This window comes from Cupriavidus consociatus (assembly GCF_017814975.1).
GTDB classification, from domain to species: Bacteria; Pseudomonadota; Gammaproteobacteria; order Burkholderiales; family Burkholderiaceae; genus Cupriavidus; species Cupriavidus consociatus.
The window spans coordinates 67,816-83,312 of sequence record NZ_JAGIQA010000020.1; the positions used below are offsets into that span (position 1 = coordinate 67,816).

General features: G+C 60.1%; 15 protein-coding genes. 2 read left to right on the plus strand and 13 right to left on the minus strand.

Translation table 11 applies throughout. The annotated features are described in order from the left end of the window. Positions 1 to 110 precede the first annotated feature (110 nt). The 8 genes from J8I82_RS24860 to J8I82_RS24895 all read right to left on the minus strand — a co-directional run bounded on the left by J8I82_RS24860 (position 111) and on the right by J8I82_RS24895 (position 7,746). Entirely contained in the window at positions 111 to 1,097 is a 987-nt protein-coding gene (locus J8I82_RS24860; protein ID WP_209761507.1) for a Bug family tripartite tricarboxylate transporter substrate binding protein, read from the minus strand. Between the two features lie 222 nt (positions 1,098 to 1,319). Next, positions 1,320 to 2,225, minus strand: a complete 906-nt coding sequence (locus J8I82_RS24865) for an SDR family NAD(P)-dependent oxidoreductase (protein WP_209761569.1) — start codon at positions 2,223 to 2,225, stop codon at positions 1,320 to 1,322. Between the two features lie 69 nt (positions 2,226 to 2,294). Then, a complete protein-coding gene (locus J8I82_RS24870; protein WP_209761508.1) occupies positions 2,295 to 3,089 on the minus strand; it encodes an enoyl-CoA hydratase/isomerase family protein in 795 nt (264 codons plus the stop codon). Next, entirely contained in the window at positions 3,086 to 3,514 is a 429-nt protein-coding gene (locus tag J8I82_RS24875; RefSeq protein WP_209761509.1) for a MaoC/PaaZ C-terminal domain-containing protein, read from the minus strand. Before J8I82_RS24875 ends, J8I82_RS24870 begins: the two co-directional genes overlap by 4 nt. Next, a complete protein-coding gene (locus tag J8I82_RS24880; RefSeq protein ID WP_209761510.1) occupies positions 3,511 to 3,969 on the minus strand; it encodes a MaoC family dehydratase N-terminal domain-containing protein in 459 nt (152 codons plus the stop codon). The genes J8I82_RS24875 and J8I82_RS24880 overlap by 4 nt, the downstream gene beginning before the upstream one ends. Before the next feature lie 9 nt (positions 3,970 to 3,978). Beyond that, complete coding sequence (locus tag J8I82_RS24885; RefSeq protein WP_209761511.1) at positions 3,979 to 5,172, minus strand: lipid-transfer protein; 1,194 nt, start codon at positions 5,170 to 5,172, stop codon at positions 3,979 to 3,981. 22 nt (positions 5,173 to 5,194) lie between these two features. Then, positions 5,195 to 6,742: a class I adenylate-forming enzyme family protein gene (locus J8I82_RS24890; RefSeq protein ID WP_209761512.1), complete on the minus strand. Its 1,548-nt coding sequence runs from the start codon at positions 6,740 to 6,742 to the stop codon at positions 5,195 to 5,197. Positions 6,743 to 6,747: 5 nt separating this feature from the next. After that, positions 6,748 to 7,746: a Bug family tripartite tricarboxylate transporter substrate binding protein gene (locus J8I82_RS24895; RefSeq protein ID WP_245180074.1), complete on the minus strand. Its 999-nt coding sequence runs from the start codon at positions 7,744 to 7,746 to the stop codon at positions 6,748 to 6,750. A gap of 52 nt (positions 7,747 to 7,798) precedes the next feature. Here J8I82_RS24895 and J8I82_RS24900 point away from each other — a divergent pair, with 52 nt between their 5' ends. After that, on the plus strand, positions 7,799 to 8,011 hold the full coding sequence (locus J8I82_RS24900; RefSeq protein WP_209761513.1) for a hypothetical protein: 213 nt from the start codon (positions 7,799 to 7,801) through the stop codon (positions 8,009 to 8,011). 61 nt (positions 8,012 to 8,072) lie between these two features. On the opposite strand, the gene J8I82_RS24905 is transcribed toward J8I82_RS24900, so the two are convergent. The 5 genes from J8I82_RS24905 to J8I82_RS24925 form a co-directional block, all read right to left on the minus strand. Beyond that, complete coding sequence (locus tag J8I82_RS24905) at positions 8,073 to 8,909, minus strand: SDR family oxidoreductase (RefSeq protein WP_209761514.1); 837 nt, start codon at positions 8,907 to 8,909, stop codon at positions 8,073 to 8,075. 337 nt (positions 8,910 to 9,246) lie between these two features. Further along, the gene (locus tag J8I82_RS24910; protein ID WP_209761515.1) at positions 9,247 to 10,452 is read right to left on the minus strand and encodes a cytochrome P450; all 1,206 of its coding nucleotides are present in this window, start codon (positions 10,450 to 10,452) and stop codon (positions 9,247 to 9,249) included. 28 nt (positions 10,453 to 10,480) lie between these two features. Then, a complete protein-coding gene (locus J8I82_RS24915; protein ID WP_245180075.1) occupies positions 10,481 to 12,001 on the minus strand; it encodes an aldehyde dehydrogenase in 1,521 nt (506 codons plus the stop codon). Between the two features lie 150 nt (positions 12,002 to 12,151). Continuing rightward, positions 12,152 to 12,475 (minus strand): 2Fe-2S iron-sulfur cluster-binding protein, encoded by a 324-nt coding sequence (locus J8I82_RS24920; protein ID WP_209761516.1) that lies wholly within the window; start codon positions 12,473 to 12,475, stop codon positions 12,152 to 12,154. A 485-nt stretch (positions 12,476 to 12,960) separates the two neighbouring features. After that, the gene (locus J8I82_RS24925) at positions 12,961 to 13,863 is read right to left on the minus strand and encodes a Bug family tripartite tricarboxylate transporter substrate binding protein (protein WP_280908102.1); all 903 of its coding nucleotides are present in this window, start codon (positions 13,861 to 13,863) and stop codon (positions 12,961 to 12,963) included. 196 nt (positions 13,864 to 14,059) lie between these two features. Here J8I82_RS24925 and J8I82_RS24930 point away from each other — a divergent pair, with 196 nt between their 5' ends. Next, positions 14,060 to 14,998, plus strand: a complete 939-nt coding sequence (locus J8I82_RS24930; RefSeq protein WP_209761518.1) for a LysR family transcriptional regulator — start codon at positions 14,060 to 14,062, stop codon at positions 14,996 to 14,998. Positions 14,999 to 15,497: the final 499 nt, after the last annotated feature.

The following is a 15,497-nucleotide window of genomic DNA, read 5'->3' on the forward strand; positions in this document are numbered from 1 at the left end:
CGAGCGCGTGCGAGGGGGCTGGTCCGCTAAGGCAGAAAGACGCTCGCGACCATGGAGCCATGGCCGATGAAGCAGGCCATAAGGACGTGAGACGCCTCTGATCGGCTCGCTCAGTCCAACTTGACCCCACTGCGCCGCACCACTTCGCCCCAATTCTTGTATTCGGCCGCAATATAAGCCTGAGCCTCTGCCGGACTGGTGCTTTGGCGCGGCAAAACCCCCATTGCTAGCAGCCTTTTCTGCATCTGGGGTGTTCCCATGGCTCTCTGGATGGCGCCATAGGTCGAGTTTACCAATCCCTTCGACGTGCCAGCTGGATACAGCATCATCAGCCACGTCGATGCATGAAATCCAGTGAAACCTTGTTCGTCTAGTGTCGGGACTGAAAGTGCTCCTCCTAAACGCGAAGGCGAAGCGGAGCCGAGAGCCCTCAATCGGCCGTCCTGCACGAGGCTCTGGACACTTGCCGCCGTTTCCAAAGCTATCGGCACCGCGCCCGCCACGACGTCCGTGAGGCCTGGGCCACTTCCCTTGTATGGCACATGAAGGATGTCGAGTCCTAACCGACGCTTGAACTCCTCCATCGCCAGATGGGAGACTGTGCCATTCCCGGAAGACGCGTTCATGAGCTTGCCGGGATGCCTTTTGGCATAATCGACCAAGCCTTTCACATCGGTGAAGGGCAACGAGGGGTGACTAACCAGCACGAAAGGTAAGTCACCCACCAGACCGACAGCCTCGAAGTCTCTCAACGAATCATAGGGAACGCTGTTGTAGAGATGGGGATTCGTGGCGACCGCTGACATGTGCGAGAGCATCATCACCGAGCCGTCGTTAGGGGCTTTGGCCAGGTTCCCCATGGCGATACTACCGCCTTGACCCGGCCTGTTCTCCACGATGTAGTTGGCGCTGACAGTATTCAGCTGTGCCGCCAACAGCCGGGCCACGATGTCCGTAGCCTGTCCAGGAGGGAATCCGACGATGATCTTGGTCACTGCAGCTCTGGAAGGAGCTATCTGCGACAAAGCGGACTCCATCGCGGACCAGGCACCAAGCGCGAGCAGCATGCGGCGGCTCAACTGTCTTTTCGCGTTCATGCGTTCTCCATGAACCGCCGGCCGCGCCGGACGTGGCTTAGCTTACGGGGTTCGGTGCGCCGTACAGAGCATCCCCTTCCAATGAAGCGCCCTCCACGAATTCACCCGCGCTGGACGCTGGGGGCGATTCCGTCGAGGAAGGCGATACCACCAAAGCGCGGTCACGCCACTGATATCAATTAATGGCTCGCGGGATGCTCTGCGAATCACGGCTCTTGGCGTTCAGATCGGATCCCAGCTGAACACGTCACCCGAGCGGTCCAGGCTGTGATACTGCGCCCGGAGGGCGGGCAGCGCGTGACTCGCCACAGCTTGCGGAGTCCACCCCTCTCCGCGATGAACCGAGCGCACGGGCCGCGGTTGGCTCATGAGGAAGATCTCGTTGTTGCGCACGGCGAAGATCTGTCCCGTCGTATCGGCTGCAGCATCACTCGCCAGACAAACTGCCAGTGGCGCGATCTTTGCGGGCGTCATCTCCTTCAGGCGGTCGACTCGGGCGCGCTGCTCCGGCGTGTCCGTGGGCATCGATGCAATCATCCGGCTGAACGCGAAGGGAGCAATGCAGTTGGAGCGCACGTTGAACTTGCGCATATCAAGTGCGATTGACTTGGACAGTGCCGCAATGCCCATCTTCGCAGCCGAATAGTTGGCCTGGCCGATCTCGCCAATCAGACCCGAGGTCGAAGTCATGTGAACGAAGCAGCCGGACTCTTGCTCCTTAAAATGGATGGCAGCCGCGCGGCTCACGTGGTAGCTGCCATAGAGGTGGACCTTGATCACAGCGTCCCACTGGTCATCACCCATCTTGTGAAAGAAGCCGTCCCGCAGGATTCCGGCGTTATTCACGACCACGTCTACGCGACCAAAGGAGTCGAGTGCGCACTCCACCATGCGCTGGCCCGCAGCTGCATCGGCCACACTATCGGTGTTAGCCACCGCTTCCCCACCCAGTGCCCGGATTTCATTCACGACTGCCTGCGCCGGCCCATCGTCCGTTCCTTCGCCACTGAGCGATGCGCCGACGTCATTCACGACCACCCGCGCTCCTTCACGCGCCATGGCTAATGCAATATCACGCCCGATTCCGCCGCCCGAACCGGTGACTATCGCGACCTTGCCTTCCAGCATGCGTTGTCCGGAGCGCTCAGCGCCCTGTGTCTTTTCCATTTCCATCATTCCTGTTCTTGCCGGCCGCAGTCATTGCGCGGCGGGCCAGTTAAAGGGGGGGGCCTGCTTCTCTAGTAGGCGGTTGACTGCGGTACGATGGCCTGCGCTGCCCATCGCCAGTGCTTGGGCTTGCGCTTCTACATCCAATAGCGCCCCAAGTTCGCCCCCTTGCGGGGAGAGATTGCGCTTGATCAAGCTGACCGCCAGGGGCGACGCGTTGATGAAGCTGCTCGCAATCACGCGAGCGCGTGAATTCAACTCGTCGGGACTCACAATCTCCATGACAATCCCGAGGTCAAGCGCCTCCTGCACACCGATCTCTCGTGCAGACAGCATAAGCTCCTTGGCACGTTGCACTCCGACCACCCTCGGCAACGTATAAAAGCATCCGCAGTCTGGCACGAGGCCTACGCGAAGAAACGATGCGCTGAAACGCGCGCGCGGAGTTGCCAATACCAGGTCCGCAGTCAGCGCCAGGCTCAGTCCGGCACCAGTCGCCATCCCATCCACAGCTGCGATCACTGGTCGGTCGAGCGAGATCAGATCGCGCACCCAGTCATTCATGTCCTGGAAACGACGCAGCCAGCCCTCGTTGTCAAGACCAGCCGTTGCGAGCGCACGAAGATCCCCGCCGGCGCAAAAATGGCCACCGGCTCCAGTAAGAATGACTGCCCTAACCTGCTGATCACGCCGGATCGCTTGAACGGCATCAACGAGCTGAGCGCGCATCGACGGGTCGAGTGCATTTCGGCGCTCTGGCTGGTTCAGGACTATCTCTGCGATGCCCTCACGGACATCGAACAGTACGCTTCGGCTCGTGCTCATAATGCCTCCCGGAAGCTGAGCGCGACCAGCGCCTCCCCTTCGAGCTTCACTTCACCTTCCGGGTTCGTTGTCGTTAAGGCGACACGGGCAAAACGCGTGCCTTCCTCTTCCACCACCTCAAGGACGCGGCCACTGCACCGAATACGCTCGCCTACTCGAGTCAGAGAGGCAAAGCGAACGCGGAAGCTGCGAATCGCCTCCTGCGGTGCCCAGCGAGTGAGCACTTGCCCCAGCCAGGCCATAGAGAGCATGCCGTGCGCGATGACATCACCCATTCCGGCTGCGCGGGCAAAGTCCTGATCGACGTGAATAGGATTGTGATCTCCCGAGGCCCCGCAATAGAGAGCTAGCGCGAGACGCGAAACGGGTTCCGGCTCGAAATCCGGAAGTTGCCAACTGCCTTGAGCTGAATCGCTCGCCGTCATGCCTGGCCTCCTGATGGGTGACGTACAACCGTGACGCATCGCAGGTCTGCGACATGCTGGCCCGTCTGCTTCGTGACGCGCGTCGCACGTGCGACAAATTCAAGTGCTCCCTGCTTCTTGTCCCAGATATCTTCGATGCGAGGCTCGAACGTGAGCACATCATCCGCATACGCCATGGCGTGGTACCTGAAGCCTTGCTCACCATGCAGCAAGTAGCGGTAATCTAGGCCGAGCAGGTCGCGGACAGCACTAGGGTTCGGTCCCTCCATTTCTAGGCAGAACAGGAAAGTTGCCGGTATCAGCAGGCCTGGGTAACCGGCCTCACGCGCGGCCGAGTCGTTGAAGTAGACGGGATCAGTCTGTGCCGTGGCCTTTGCAAAGAATCGGAGGCGACCTGCCTCCACGGGAACTGAGAATGGCGCAAAGGGGTGCCCGATGAAACGCTTGTCAATCATTCAGGCCCCTCACTGCCGCTGATAAAGCGTCACGACACAGGCACCACCCAACCCCAGGTTGTGCTGAAGTGCGATCCGCGCATTCTGCACCTGGCGGGCCTCGGCTCGACCACGAAGTTGCCACACGAGTTCAGCACATTGCGCGAGGCCGGTGGCCCCAAGTGGGTGTCCTTTGGACAGCAAGCCCCCCGACGGATTGACGACATACCGTCCGCCATAGGTGTTGTCGCCGTCCAGCACGAACTTTTCGGCGGTACCGGGCGGAGTCAACCCGAGCGCCTCATAGGAGATGAGTTCATTGGCCGTGAAGCAGTCGTGTAGTTCCACGACATCCACGTCCTCGGGGCCGACACCAGCAGTCTCGTAGACCTCCTTGACCGCCTTGGCGGTCATGTCGTAGCCCACTAGCTTCCGCATGTCGTCGCTCTCGAAGCTCGCGGGGGAGTCTGTGGTCATGGCCTGGCTCGCTATCACGACGCTCGCGTCCAGACCATGCTTGCGCGCAAAGTCCGAAGAACACACGATGGCTGCGGCTGCTCCGCACGTCGGGGGGCAGCACTGATATCGCGTGAGGGGATCGAACACCATGGGCGAGGCCATTACCTCTTCCAGCGTCAGGATTTGGCGGAAGACGGCCAGCGGGTTTCGTGCCGCATGCTGGCGAGCCTTGACGGCGATACGCCCGAATGTGTCGGGTCGCGTACCATACTGCGCCATGTAATCGCGACCCGCCCCACCAAAGAATTGGGCTGCGCGCGGGGTCTCTGGCTGGTAGCCCTGGTGTGCCGTCATCGTGTCCGCGAATCTCTGCATCGGCGAAGGGCGATCATCGAAGGCCCCCTTCAGGGCGCCGGGCACCATCTGGTCCATGCCGAGTGCTAGTGCGCACTCGACTGCACCGCTCTCCACCGCCTGGCGCGCCAGGAACAAGGCACTGGAGCCCGTCGCACAGTTATTGTTGAGATTGAAGATGGGGATCTCGCTCAGCCCAACCTGATATAAAGCGGCCTGGCCTGCCGTAGAGTCGCCATAGACGTACCCCACGTAAGCCTGCTGGATCAAGTCATAACTAAGCCGAGCATCGGCCAAGGCGAGCTGCGTTGCCCTGGCGCCCATGACGTTATACGGCTCACTTGTGCCAGGCTTGGTAAACGGAATCATGCCTACGCCCACGACGTGGACGGCTCGTTGCTGAAGGGTCATTCTCTCTTCCTTTGATAGAAACTCAGGCCGTCGCACGCGAGAGGTACTCGTCCCGAAGACGGTTCTTCAAGATCTTGCCGGCGGCAGAAAGCGGGAGGCTCGGCACGAAGTCCACGCTCTTGGGGCATTTATATCCGGCCAGACGTGTTCGGCAGTGCGCTCGCAACTCATCCGCATCCGCCACTGCGCCCGGGCGCAACACGATCACTGCATGGACCGACTCGCCCCACTGAATGCTTGGTACGCCTATGACTGCGCAAGCGGCGACAGCGTTGTGCGCCATCAGGGCCGCTTCCACCTCTGCCGAATAGACGTTTTCTCCGCCCGTGATGACCATGTCTTTCAGTCGGTCCACAACGTGGATGTGCCCTGCTTCGTCCAGCCAGGCGGCATCACCGGTATGCAGCCAGCCGTCCTTCAGCGCTGCGGCTGTTTCCGTCGGCTTATTCCAGTAGCCTTGCATCACCGCGGGTCCCCGCAGTACTACCTCGCCCACGGAGCCTGGCGGCAGGTCCTTATCGTAAATATCGACAATTCGCAGTTCGGCGCCCAACCCTGCTTGCCCTACTGAACGCAAAGCAGTGCCTAAGCGCTGCCGGTCGGCTGCTTTGACCGGGCCGAGAACACTGACAACCCCTGATGTCTCAGTCATGCCATAGGAGCTACAGAAGCCGACATCAGGCAATAGCTCCATTGCCCGATCGAGCAGCGCTGGCGGCATCGGAGCCCCACCATGGGATATGCGTTGAAGGCTGCGCAGTCGCCCGGCATCAAAGGACGGGTGATCCAACAGCATTTGCACCATGCTCGGGACCAGCACCACATCGGTCACCTCGTATCGCTCGAAGGCGTCGAGCACCGATTCCGGCCGAAATTGGGGTTCGATGACGTTAGTGGCGCCCAGAACGATCTGCATCACCAAGCGGAACAGCCCTGAGACGTGAAAAAATGGCGATACAAAGAGTGCCACACCATTGAGAGGACTGAATGTCTCGGCCAGCCGCGATACCGCCCCGCACCAGAAATTGCTATGGGAGAGCATTACCCCCTTGGGAAAGCCTGTCGTGCCACCGGTGTAGAGAATAGCGGCCAGCTCGTCGCCTCCCGTCCGCGTATCGGTGAGTGGCTCGGAAGCTTGCAGAAGCGACTCGTAGGCTGGCAGGCCCGCCGCGCCATCGCCATTACCAATTTGGACAATCCGTTGCAGCGCGTCCGATCCAGCTCGAATGGAATCAACTTGATCCACGAATGCATCATCTACGAAGAGCACTTCACACCCGCAGTCGGACAGCGAGTAGACAATCTCCGAGACGCTCCACCGAGTGTTCACAGGAACAGCGACAGCGCCTGCCCACCATATCCCAAGCAACAATTCGACGTAGACGTCGGAGTTATGGGCAAGGATGGCAACCCGGTCTCCCGGTTGCACCCCCAAGTTGTGCAGCACTGCCGCTGCGCGAGCAATCCGCCCGGTTAGCTCGCGGAAAGTGCGTTGACGCCCAGCGAATATCGTTGCTGGTTTCTCGGGCGCTCGTTGCGCGGCCCTATGCAGTCCTTGGGTGAGATACATTCTGCTCATTCCAGTGTGATTCCCAATTCGTGCACGACGGCCTTCTCCCGGGCGAATTCACGCGCAGCAGACTTCGTATAGGCATCGCTGCTGAGGTACTCCTGCACCTGATCGTTCTGCTCCATAGTGCGTACGTAGGCCGGGTCAACCATGGCCCTGCGGAAGGCGTCGTGCAGTCGCGCCACCACGGAAGGGTCCATACCGCGCGGGCCAATCAATCCAATGGGAGAGGTCACTACGATGTCGTAGCCCAGCTCTTTTAGGGTGGGAACCTGCGGCCACCGTTTCAGGCGCACCTCTCCCATCGTTGCAAGTACCCGGACCTTCCCTGACTCCAGCATCGAGCCCCAGCCGGGATCGGCGTAAGCCGCCAAATGTCCACCCAACAGGTCCTTGACCTCTTCAGCCGTGCCTTTGTAGGGAATAAAATTGAGACGCACACCGGCTGCCCGGGCCAGACGCTCCATGGCAACATGACCGCTGCTACCCCGACCGCTGGCGCCATAAGTAATGGCCCCTGGCCTGGCACGTGCGTCATCTATCAGCTCCTTGAGCGACTTCCACGGCGCGTCGTTTGCGACCACGACACCGAATGAGAAGCCACTGAGGCCAATGATGTATGTGAAGTCCTTCAGGGGGTCGAAATTTACCTTGCTAAGATGCGGCAGCCGCAGCAGCGTACGTACCGCCATCGCGATGGTGTACCCATCGGGGGCGGCAGAGTGTGCCATCGCAGCCGGGGCGATAGTACCTCCGTTGCCAGGACGGTTAACAACAACGATGGGCTGTCCCAACTCCTTTGCTGCGGCGGTGGCAAGCGCGCGCAACTGCGTATCAGAAGCACCGCCGGGGGGAAACGGCAGGACCAAAGTAATCGGTCGGACAGGGAACGCTTCGCCGGCAAATGCAGGCATTGCGGCATACAACGCAGCGCCCGAAGCAATCGCCAGAAACAACCTCCGAGCACGCTGTGTTCGCATCGCGCGTGTGGTCTTTTTGGACATTTCCGGCATCATCGCTCCTATGAATTTTGCGTTTTAGTGTCGGGCAATTTAGATGAACTTGCTCGATCGCGCGATTGATGAAAAATCAGTGACCATGAGATTTTCTGACGTATCCATGCCGCAGTTACCGCGCGCGCCTCGACCGCAGATGCCTCCATCATCGAGATTGGAAGCAACAGCCTCCGCGCCGTCCTTCGCAGGCTCCGGGAAAAAGGCCGATAAGAGCCTCCCTCGAACCGATCAATGGCTTGATTTCAGCATCTGACAGGACGCCCAGCCATTAGTCGTCACGGTCCTTGTCGGGATGTTTTCCTTTTCGCACCTTGCTATGCGTCCGCATCCGTCGACAGCGCCACCGATCGTTGGGCTTCTAGTGCGTGCAAACGGCTTTTAAGCGCGGAGTGCATGGCTTCATAGGCATCGCTTCCCAACGTGAGGCGGCGAGGCGCCTTACGCTCATTGGCGCAATCAATCATTGCCTGGGCGATCCTATGTGGATCTCCTGCAAAGGCCTGCGAGCCAGCGGTGGACATACGCCGCCGCATCGCGCCGACCAAGGATTTTTCATAGTGTGACAGTGGGTGGGCCCAATCGGCATTCTCACCCGCCCATGCCGTGCGTGCTGCGCCAGGTTCGATCAACGTCGCTTGGATGCCGAACGGTGCAACTTCTGGTATAAGCGCCTCTATGAAGCCTTCAATACCCCACTTGGTGGCGTGGTACACCCCCAGGCCGGGATAGGCGACCTGCCCGCCAACGCTTGATACCTGCAGAATCCGGCCGCCCCCTTGCACGCGCAAATGCGGCAGGACCGCCCGCACAAGACGCATCGATCCCAGCAGATTCACCTCCACCTGGCGCACTAGCTGTTCGTGGCTCACTTCCTCAACGGCACCAAAGAGGCCATACCCCGCGTTACTGACAACGACATCGACTCGGCCAAGTTCCCAAAAGGCCTCGGCCACGACCTGCTCAACATCGGCGTTAGCCGTCAGATCCATCTCCCGCCGCCAAAGTCGCTCCCCAAACCGCGCCGCCAAGTCGTCAAGGGAGCGAAACTTCCGTGTGGTCGCAGCGACGCGATCGCCTCGAGCAAGCAGCGTCTCTGCCATTGCGCGTCCAAAGCCCCCACTGGTCCCAGTGATCAGCCAAGTCTTGTTCATAACCCACTCCTCCCCAGTGTCGATGGCCTAGTGAAAAGAGGGGCAGCTCCGCATTGCCTGGTTCGGAGAGCGATCACTTCACGCGGCATTTGGATCGGTCTCCTGCAAAGCTCCAGGAACCCTTGCCCAGCGATGTCACAGCACGAGGACACCTCCGAAACGGGCGCACGCGTACTGTACGGGGCGCCCAACATTCTCGCTTTTTGTCGAGTCGCAATGCATCCATTCCGCCCACCCCCACGTGCAATTGCGTCAACTGTTAACTGCGCATCTTGCACGTCACCGATTAGCAGATGGGGCTTGCGCGGCTATCTCCTTGGGTCAAAGTCTTCATGGCTCAGACCAAGGCAAGGGGGAGCGAAAGGAGTTGATTGATTTGGGTCTGGCGACCACGCTGCGGCTCACCCGCGAGCCGCAATCGGATTCCTCGCTTGTGCATTTCCTCGAACAGGATGCGCAGTTCAAGCTTTGCGAGTGGCCCTCCGAGGCAGGTGTGGCAGCCACCCCCGAAGGCCATGTGGTTCCGCTCGGGGCGCGACGGATTGAAGCGATGCGGCTCTCCAAAGAGTTCCGGGTCGCGGTTGGCTGCGATGAAGTACAGCTGCATCAGGTCGCCCTTTCGAATCTTCGTGTTGCCAAACTCCAGATCTCGCGTGGCAACACGGCCCATGTTCATGGCCGGTGTGATGTAGCGCAGGAACTCGTCGACAAGAGCATCCGTCTTTCCGTCGGCGACAGCTTCGTCAGCCATTCGCGCAACGTCTGCATCTTCGACGATCATGCGCATCGCCTGTGCCATGACGGTGTGCGTGGTCTCGAAGCCAGCTAGCAGCAGCACGCTGGTAAATGACCGGTACTCGGCTTCAGTCAGCTCGCCCCGTTCATTCGCTTGGGCCAGGGCCGTGGCCATGTCATCGGCGGGCTCGCGCAGCTTCGCCGCGCGCAGTTCCCACATGTAGTCTCGGATCGGATTGTTCACAGCCCAGAATGTCTTCCCGTCATCTGGAACCTGCATGGCAGCGAAGACATCGAATGTCCACTTCACGACGCGGAGCTCATCTTGGCGAGGCACTCCAATGACCCGAGCCATCACGCGTGAGGGAATCATGGCCGCCACGTCCGGCACGAAGTCCCCACCACCCTTCTCGACGTACGCCTGCAGCGTCTCTACCACAATCGGCCGCACCCAATCGTCGAAGTTCGCTACCACGCGTGGACCGAACGCCTTTGCCACTGCGCGGCGCAACTCGCCGTGCTTCGGCGGGTCGTTCCAGAGAATATTCTCCGGATTTTTGCCGGTCAGCGGGTACCACGGTCCCAGCGTCGAAGTGAACGTCTCCGGGTCCTTTTCGATGGCGACGATATCCTTGGCTCGCGTGACAGCCCAAAACCCTCCGTTGAGCGTGCCACGTTCCGCAGGTTGCCAGTAAAGCCCTGGCATAGCTCGGACGGCATCGAATGCATCATGCGGTACCCCAGCAACGAAGGTCTCTTGACTTGCGAGGTTAGGAATTCGCGCGGCGGCATCAATGATGGCGCTCATAGTTATCTCCTTGATTTGTTGAACCGCCTCAGCGACGGCCAAAGGTCTGCCGATTGCCCAGATCGACCCAGATCGACTTGGTTTCGGTGTATTCGTCGAGAGCATGGGGGCCCAACTCACGCCCCAAGCCACTTTGTTTGAAGCCTCCGAAAGGCATCGTGTGATGGACCATGCGGTAGGTGTTGACCCATACGGTTCCGGCGCGTAGCTGGTGCGCCATCCGCTGCGCACGGGCCATGTCACGGGTCCAGACGGCGGCTGCGAGTCCGAAATCAACGTCGTTCGCGAGTGCCAATGCCTCGTCTTCGCTCTTGAATCTGATCGCCGCGACGACGGGACCAAAGACCTCTTCCTGTGCGAGTCGCGATCGATTCTCTACGTCGACAAACACCGTCGGCCGGACGAAAAACCCTTGGCTTGTCGCCAGTCCTTCGTCACGCACTCCGCCCGCCAGCAAGCGCGCTCCCTCGGACTTGCCGATGTCGACGTATTCAAGCACTTTATTCAGTTGCGTTCGGCAGGCAACGGGACCAACTTCGGTCTTTGGGTCAAGCGGGTCACCTAGGCGCAAGGAGTCAGCGGCTACCGCGAGCCTGCTCGTGAACTCGTCGTAAATGGAGTCCTCCACCAGGAGCCGTGACCCTCCCATGCACGTCTGGCCGGTGGCCGCGAAGATGCCCGCCATCGCACCGTGCACGGCGTTGTCAAGGTCAGCATCCGCGAAGACAATGTTTGGGGACTTTCCTCCAAGCTCGAGCGTCACGCGCCCGACCCGGTCCGCGGCCGCTCGCAGCATGGCTCGCCCGCCCTGCGTCGAGCCTGTGAACGCGATCTTGTCCACACCCGGATGTGCAACGAGTGCGGCACCAGCTGTTTGGCCGAAGCCCGTCACGACATTGACGACACCCTTGGGATAGCCCGCCTCCATACAGAGCTCAGCAAGGCGTAACGTAGAAGTGGGCGTCACCTCCGATGGCTTGATAACCAATGTGCAGCCGGCACCGAGCGCAGGAAAGAGCTTCCAGGCGAGCAGTCCCAACGGCGTGTTCCATGGCGTCACGGCCGCCACGACGCCAACAGGCTCTCGCACGGTGCTCGTGCTCATGTTCGGAAAGCCGGTGTCGATGGTCTGGCCATGCAGGTTCTCGACCAATCCTGCGACGTAACGCGCGTGAGCTCCGAGCATGAAAGTGCCGCGGCTCATCTCACCGATCAGCTTTCCGTTCTCGTGAATCTGGATGCGTGCTAGCTCATCGGCATTCTGCTCGATCAGATCTGCAAGTCGGCGAAGCAACGCGGCTCGTTGCGCCGGCGGCGTTTTCGGCCAACCGTCGGAATCGAACGCTCGCCGCGCGGCCCGTACAGCGCTGTCGACATCCGCCGCACCCGCAGCAGGTACGTGACCCCACTCACGATTTTCATAGGGGTCAACACAACGAAAAGTTTCACCACTTGCCGAAGGCACCCATTCGCCGTCGATTAGCATGCGGTACTCGCGGTCGGTAGCGGCGTCAAAGCGCGCCGGAACAAGAGAAAGGTTGTCGGTCATGGGGACACTTGTAGGGAAGTTTGACGATGGGACTCTGGCGCGGAGCCGCAAGCGGTATTACTGCAACTGCGGAGCTCTATCGGCTCCCAGCAATGGCGTAGCCACCACCGACGGTGGCGATGGCTCTATACGGGACAAGGCTAGCGACGTTCATTTCTGCGAGCGCAGGATGTGAAGAATGAGGCCCTCCAGTTCGGGGGTAATTCGAACTTGGCAAGCCAGCCGACTACAAGAGGTTGGAACCTCGGCTGTGCATTCGAGCATTTCATCTTCACTGGCGCTCCGCGGCGGGAGTGCTGAGAGCCACCGTTCATCCACAACGACATGACAGGTGGCGCATGACAGCTCGCCGCCACAATCTGCGATGATGCCGGGAACGAGGTTGCGGCGAGCAGCATGCATGGCCGATTCGCCAACAAGCGCTTCGACGATCTTGCGCTCCCCGGACGCTTGCACGAAGGTCAACGCTGGCATGCGAATCCTCCTGCCAGGCTGGCGGCTTTCCGGAAGTTCATGGACGTGTCTCCTGCCGATTTACTTTTGATGTACGAGGAATCGTGCCGCCGTCAAGCAGTCGCGTCCAATAGAAAGATGCGAGGTCTCCTATACAAATTCGGCATGGCGCTCGGGGCTTCAGCGCTCTGTGTCGCGGTTACCTTGGAGATGTGAAACCCTGAGCACCCAGAATGGCGCAAGGCGACCGGTGGTCCTTGCTGGTGGACCTGGCCGGATGGCCGGCGCTGACAGGGCTGACGCCTGACCGCGCAACGGCGTGACGTACTGCGAGCCTCGCGCGGTTTGCTTCTCCGCTGCGATGGTCGACGTGCGAACCGGACTGACTCGACATAGCTGTATCTCCCGGAATGGCAGCTCCAGGCGCCTGATGATCACGCCTTAGTCGTGCCACCGCGGTAATAGGCGTAAGGTGTTGAAGGCTGTTCCATTTCCGATGTCCCTCATCATTCCATTCGTATCTTGTTCTTGGTGATCAACCCTTGCCAGCGCTGCGCCTCCGCAGCCAATCTTTCGGCGTACTCCGTCGGCGTGTGGGGTGCTGGTGTCTCGATTCCGTAAGTCGCCATCCGGGTGCGATATGTCTCATCCGCCCAGCCTTTGGCTAACGCCGTGTGAAGTCGATGGATGATGTCGGGTGCGGCACCGCTCGGCGATGCAAGCCCCAAGTGCATGCTTGCGTCGAAAGCAGCGAAACCAGCCTCCGCAAACGTAGGCACATCCGGGAGTTGAGGAATCCGCCTTTCGTTGGCAATGGCAAGCACCCGCAGTTCCCCGGAGCGTATAAAGGGCAGATACGTATTGAGCGCGGCAAACGCCACCTCGGTGTCACGCCGGATTAACGATGTCGCCATCGGTGCGCCACCGGCATACGGTACGTGTACCATCTGCACGTCGTTCTGAGCCTTGAACATCTCGGCCGCTAAATGGTAGGCAGTGCCTGCGCCCGCGGAAGCATAATTCACCGCGCCTGGTCGCGCGCGCAGGTAGTTCACCAACCCTCGCACCGAACGCACCGGAAGTTTCGCATTGACAATAAGCCCCAGCGGAAACTTAGCGAGTACTCCAATTGGGAGCAAATCCTTCCGGGGGTCGTACGCGATGTCCTTGCGCAACAAGGCGGCCGTTGCCATGTTGAACTCAGTACCCATCAGCAGGGTATAGCCGTCAGGGTTGGCATGCGCGACGATATTGGCTGCCAGGGTCGAGGCACCACCCGGACGGTTATCCAGTACAAAAGGTTGCCCAAGGCTACGGGCCATGACCTCGCCCGCGCTCCGTGCAATGAAATCCGCAATCCCGCCAGCGGAAGTTGGAACAACAAGTTTAATCGGTCGGCTAGGATACAATTGTGTATTGGCGCGCGTAGCAAAAGCTGGGACGCATGCGGCAGCGATGAAAGTGCGGCGTTTAATTAAAGGGGTGCCTCCAATTTAGTATTCAAATGTTCTGCTTCAGGTCGCAAGTTGCGGCGGCGATACCGCACCGGAGCTGGTAAAATCGGCGCCATGCGCCCGGCAGAGCTTCGAGGCAAGGAGACCTGAGTTGGACATCAAACAGCTGCGTGCCTTCCTGGCAATCGCCGACACCGGTAGCATTACGCGTGCGTCTGAAACGCTGCACCTGGCACAGCCCGCACTCTCCCGTCAGCTGCGGATGCTGGAAGAGGATTTGGGAACTCCGCTGTTCGAACGCACGCCGCGCGGCATGGAACTGACGGACGCCGGGAGCCGACTCATCGAACGCGCCCGGCGTGCCTTGCGCGAAATTGACGGTGCCCGCACAGAAATCGTGGTCGCAAGCCCAGGCGCTGTCCGTGGCACGGTGGATCTCGGTCTTCTCACCAGCCAGAGCGAATTGATCGCAGCCCCTCTGGTGGCAGCGCTGCGAGCCAGCCATCCGGAACTGATGTTGCGCATCTACACTGGCTATTCTGACCGATTGCGGGAGTGGCTGGAAAATGGCGAGGTGGGACTTGCCATGCTCACGGATTACAAGACGTCCAGCCAGCTCGACATGCAACCGTTGTTTGTCGAACAGCTCTGTTTGGTCGGAGGCCCTCGCTCGGAAGACCTCGGCAAGGCTCCGATTGGTTTGCAGTGCCTCGTAACCCTGCCACTGATCCTGCCGGTCTTCTACCGTGGCTTGCGCTTGATACTTGACCACGCTAGCGAAGCCCGGGGCATCAAGCTTAATGTCGTCGCGGAGACGAATGACACCCGCGTTCAGAAAGCCATGGCGGAGCAGGGGCTCGGATTTGCGGTGTTGCCGATGAGTAGCGTCGCATCTGCAGTTGACAGCGGAAGCCTGAAAGCTACACCGATCGCGGGCGAAGAATTGCAGCGCCGCACTGGACTTGCCGTGTCGATGATGCGGCGCAACTCCTTGGCTGTACGCGCGGTAGCAAACGAACTGACCGCGCTCACCCAAGCCATGATTCAAGATGGCCGCTGGCCTGGCGCAACCTGGCTGGGCAGGAGTTGAGCGCCATCTCTGCGCCCCGCTTTCTTGAATACGCATTCGATCACAATAGGCCGCAGGCTCTACGACCTCACTCGATGCGCATCCAACAACACTTTGCAGCACTTCTGGCTGTACGAACTGGAACGAAAGGTCTTTAGTGAGCGATCCGTCGGGAGAGTTGCCAAGAGCATCCTGCCAAGCAGTGCCCTGCCATTGAGACGGGGTGAGCCCGTCGCGTACGGGCGCGCTCGTGACACCAGAAGCAGCTAACCTCTTAGTAAGTGCCTTGCTAGTCCGTCCTCCGGTCCAGCGCATCAGTTGCTCCCGAATTCGATGAGAACCCGCCAACAATCAAGGTTCGCGTTGCCAGTTGTGTATGACCTACGCTCGCGGCGGTTTAGCCGCCCTTACTAAAGCAATCCTGCGGCGGAAGCCGGTTCCGCGTTGCATTGAGCACCCAAGTCTACCAAATGAAGCGCTATCCATACCGGAGGCCCATCGATTAACGCAGTCAAAGGTT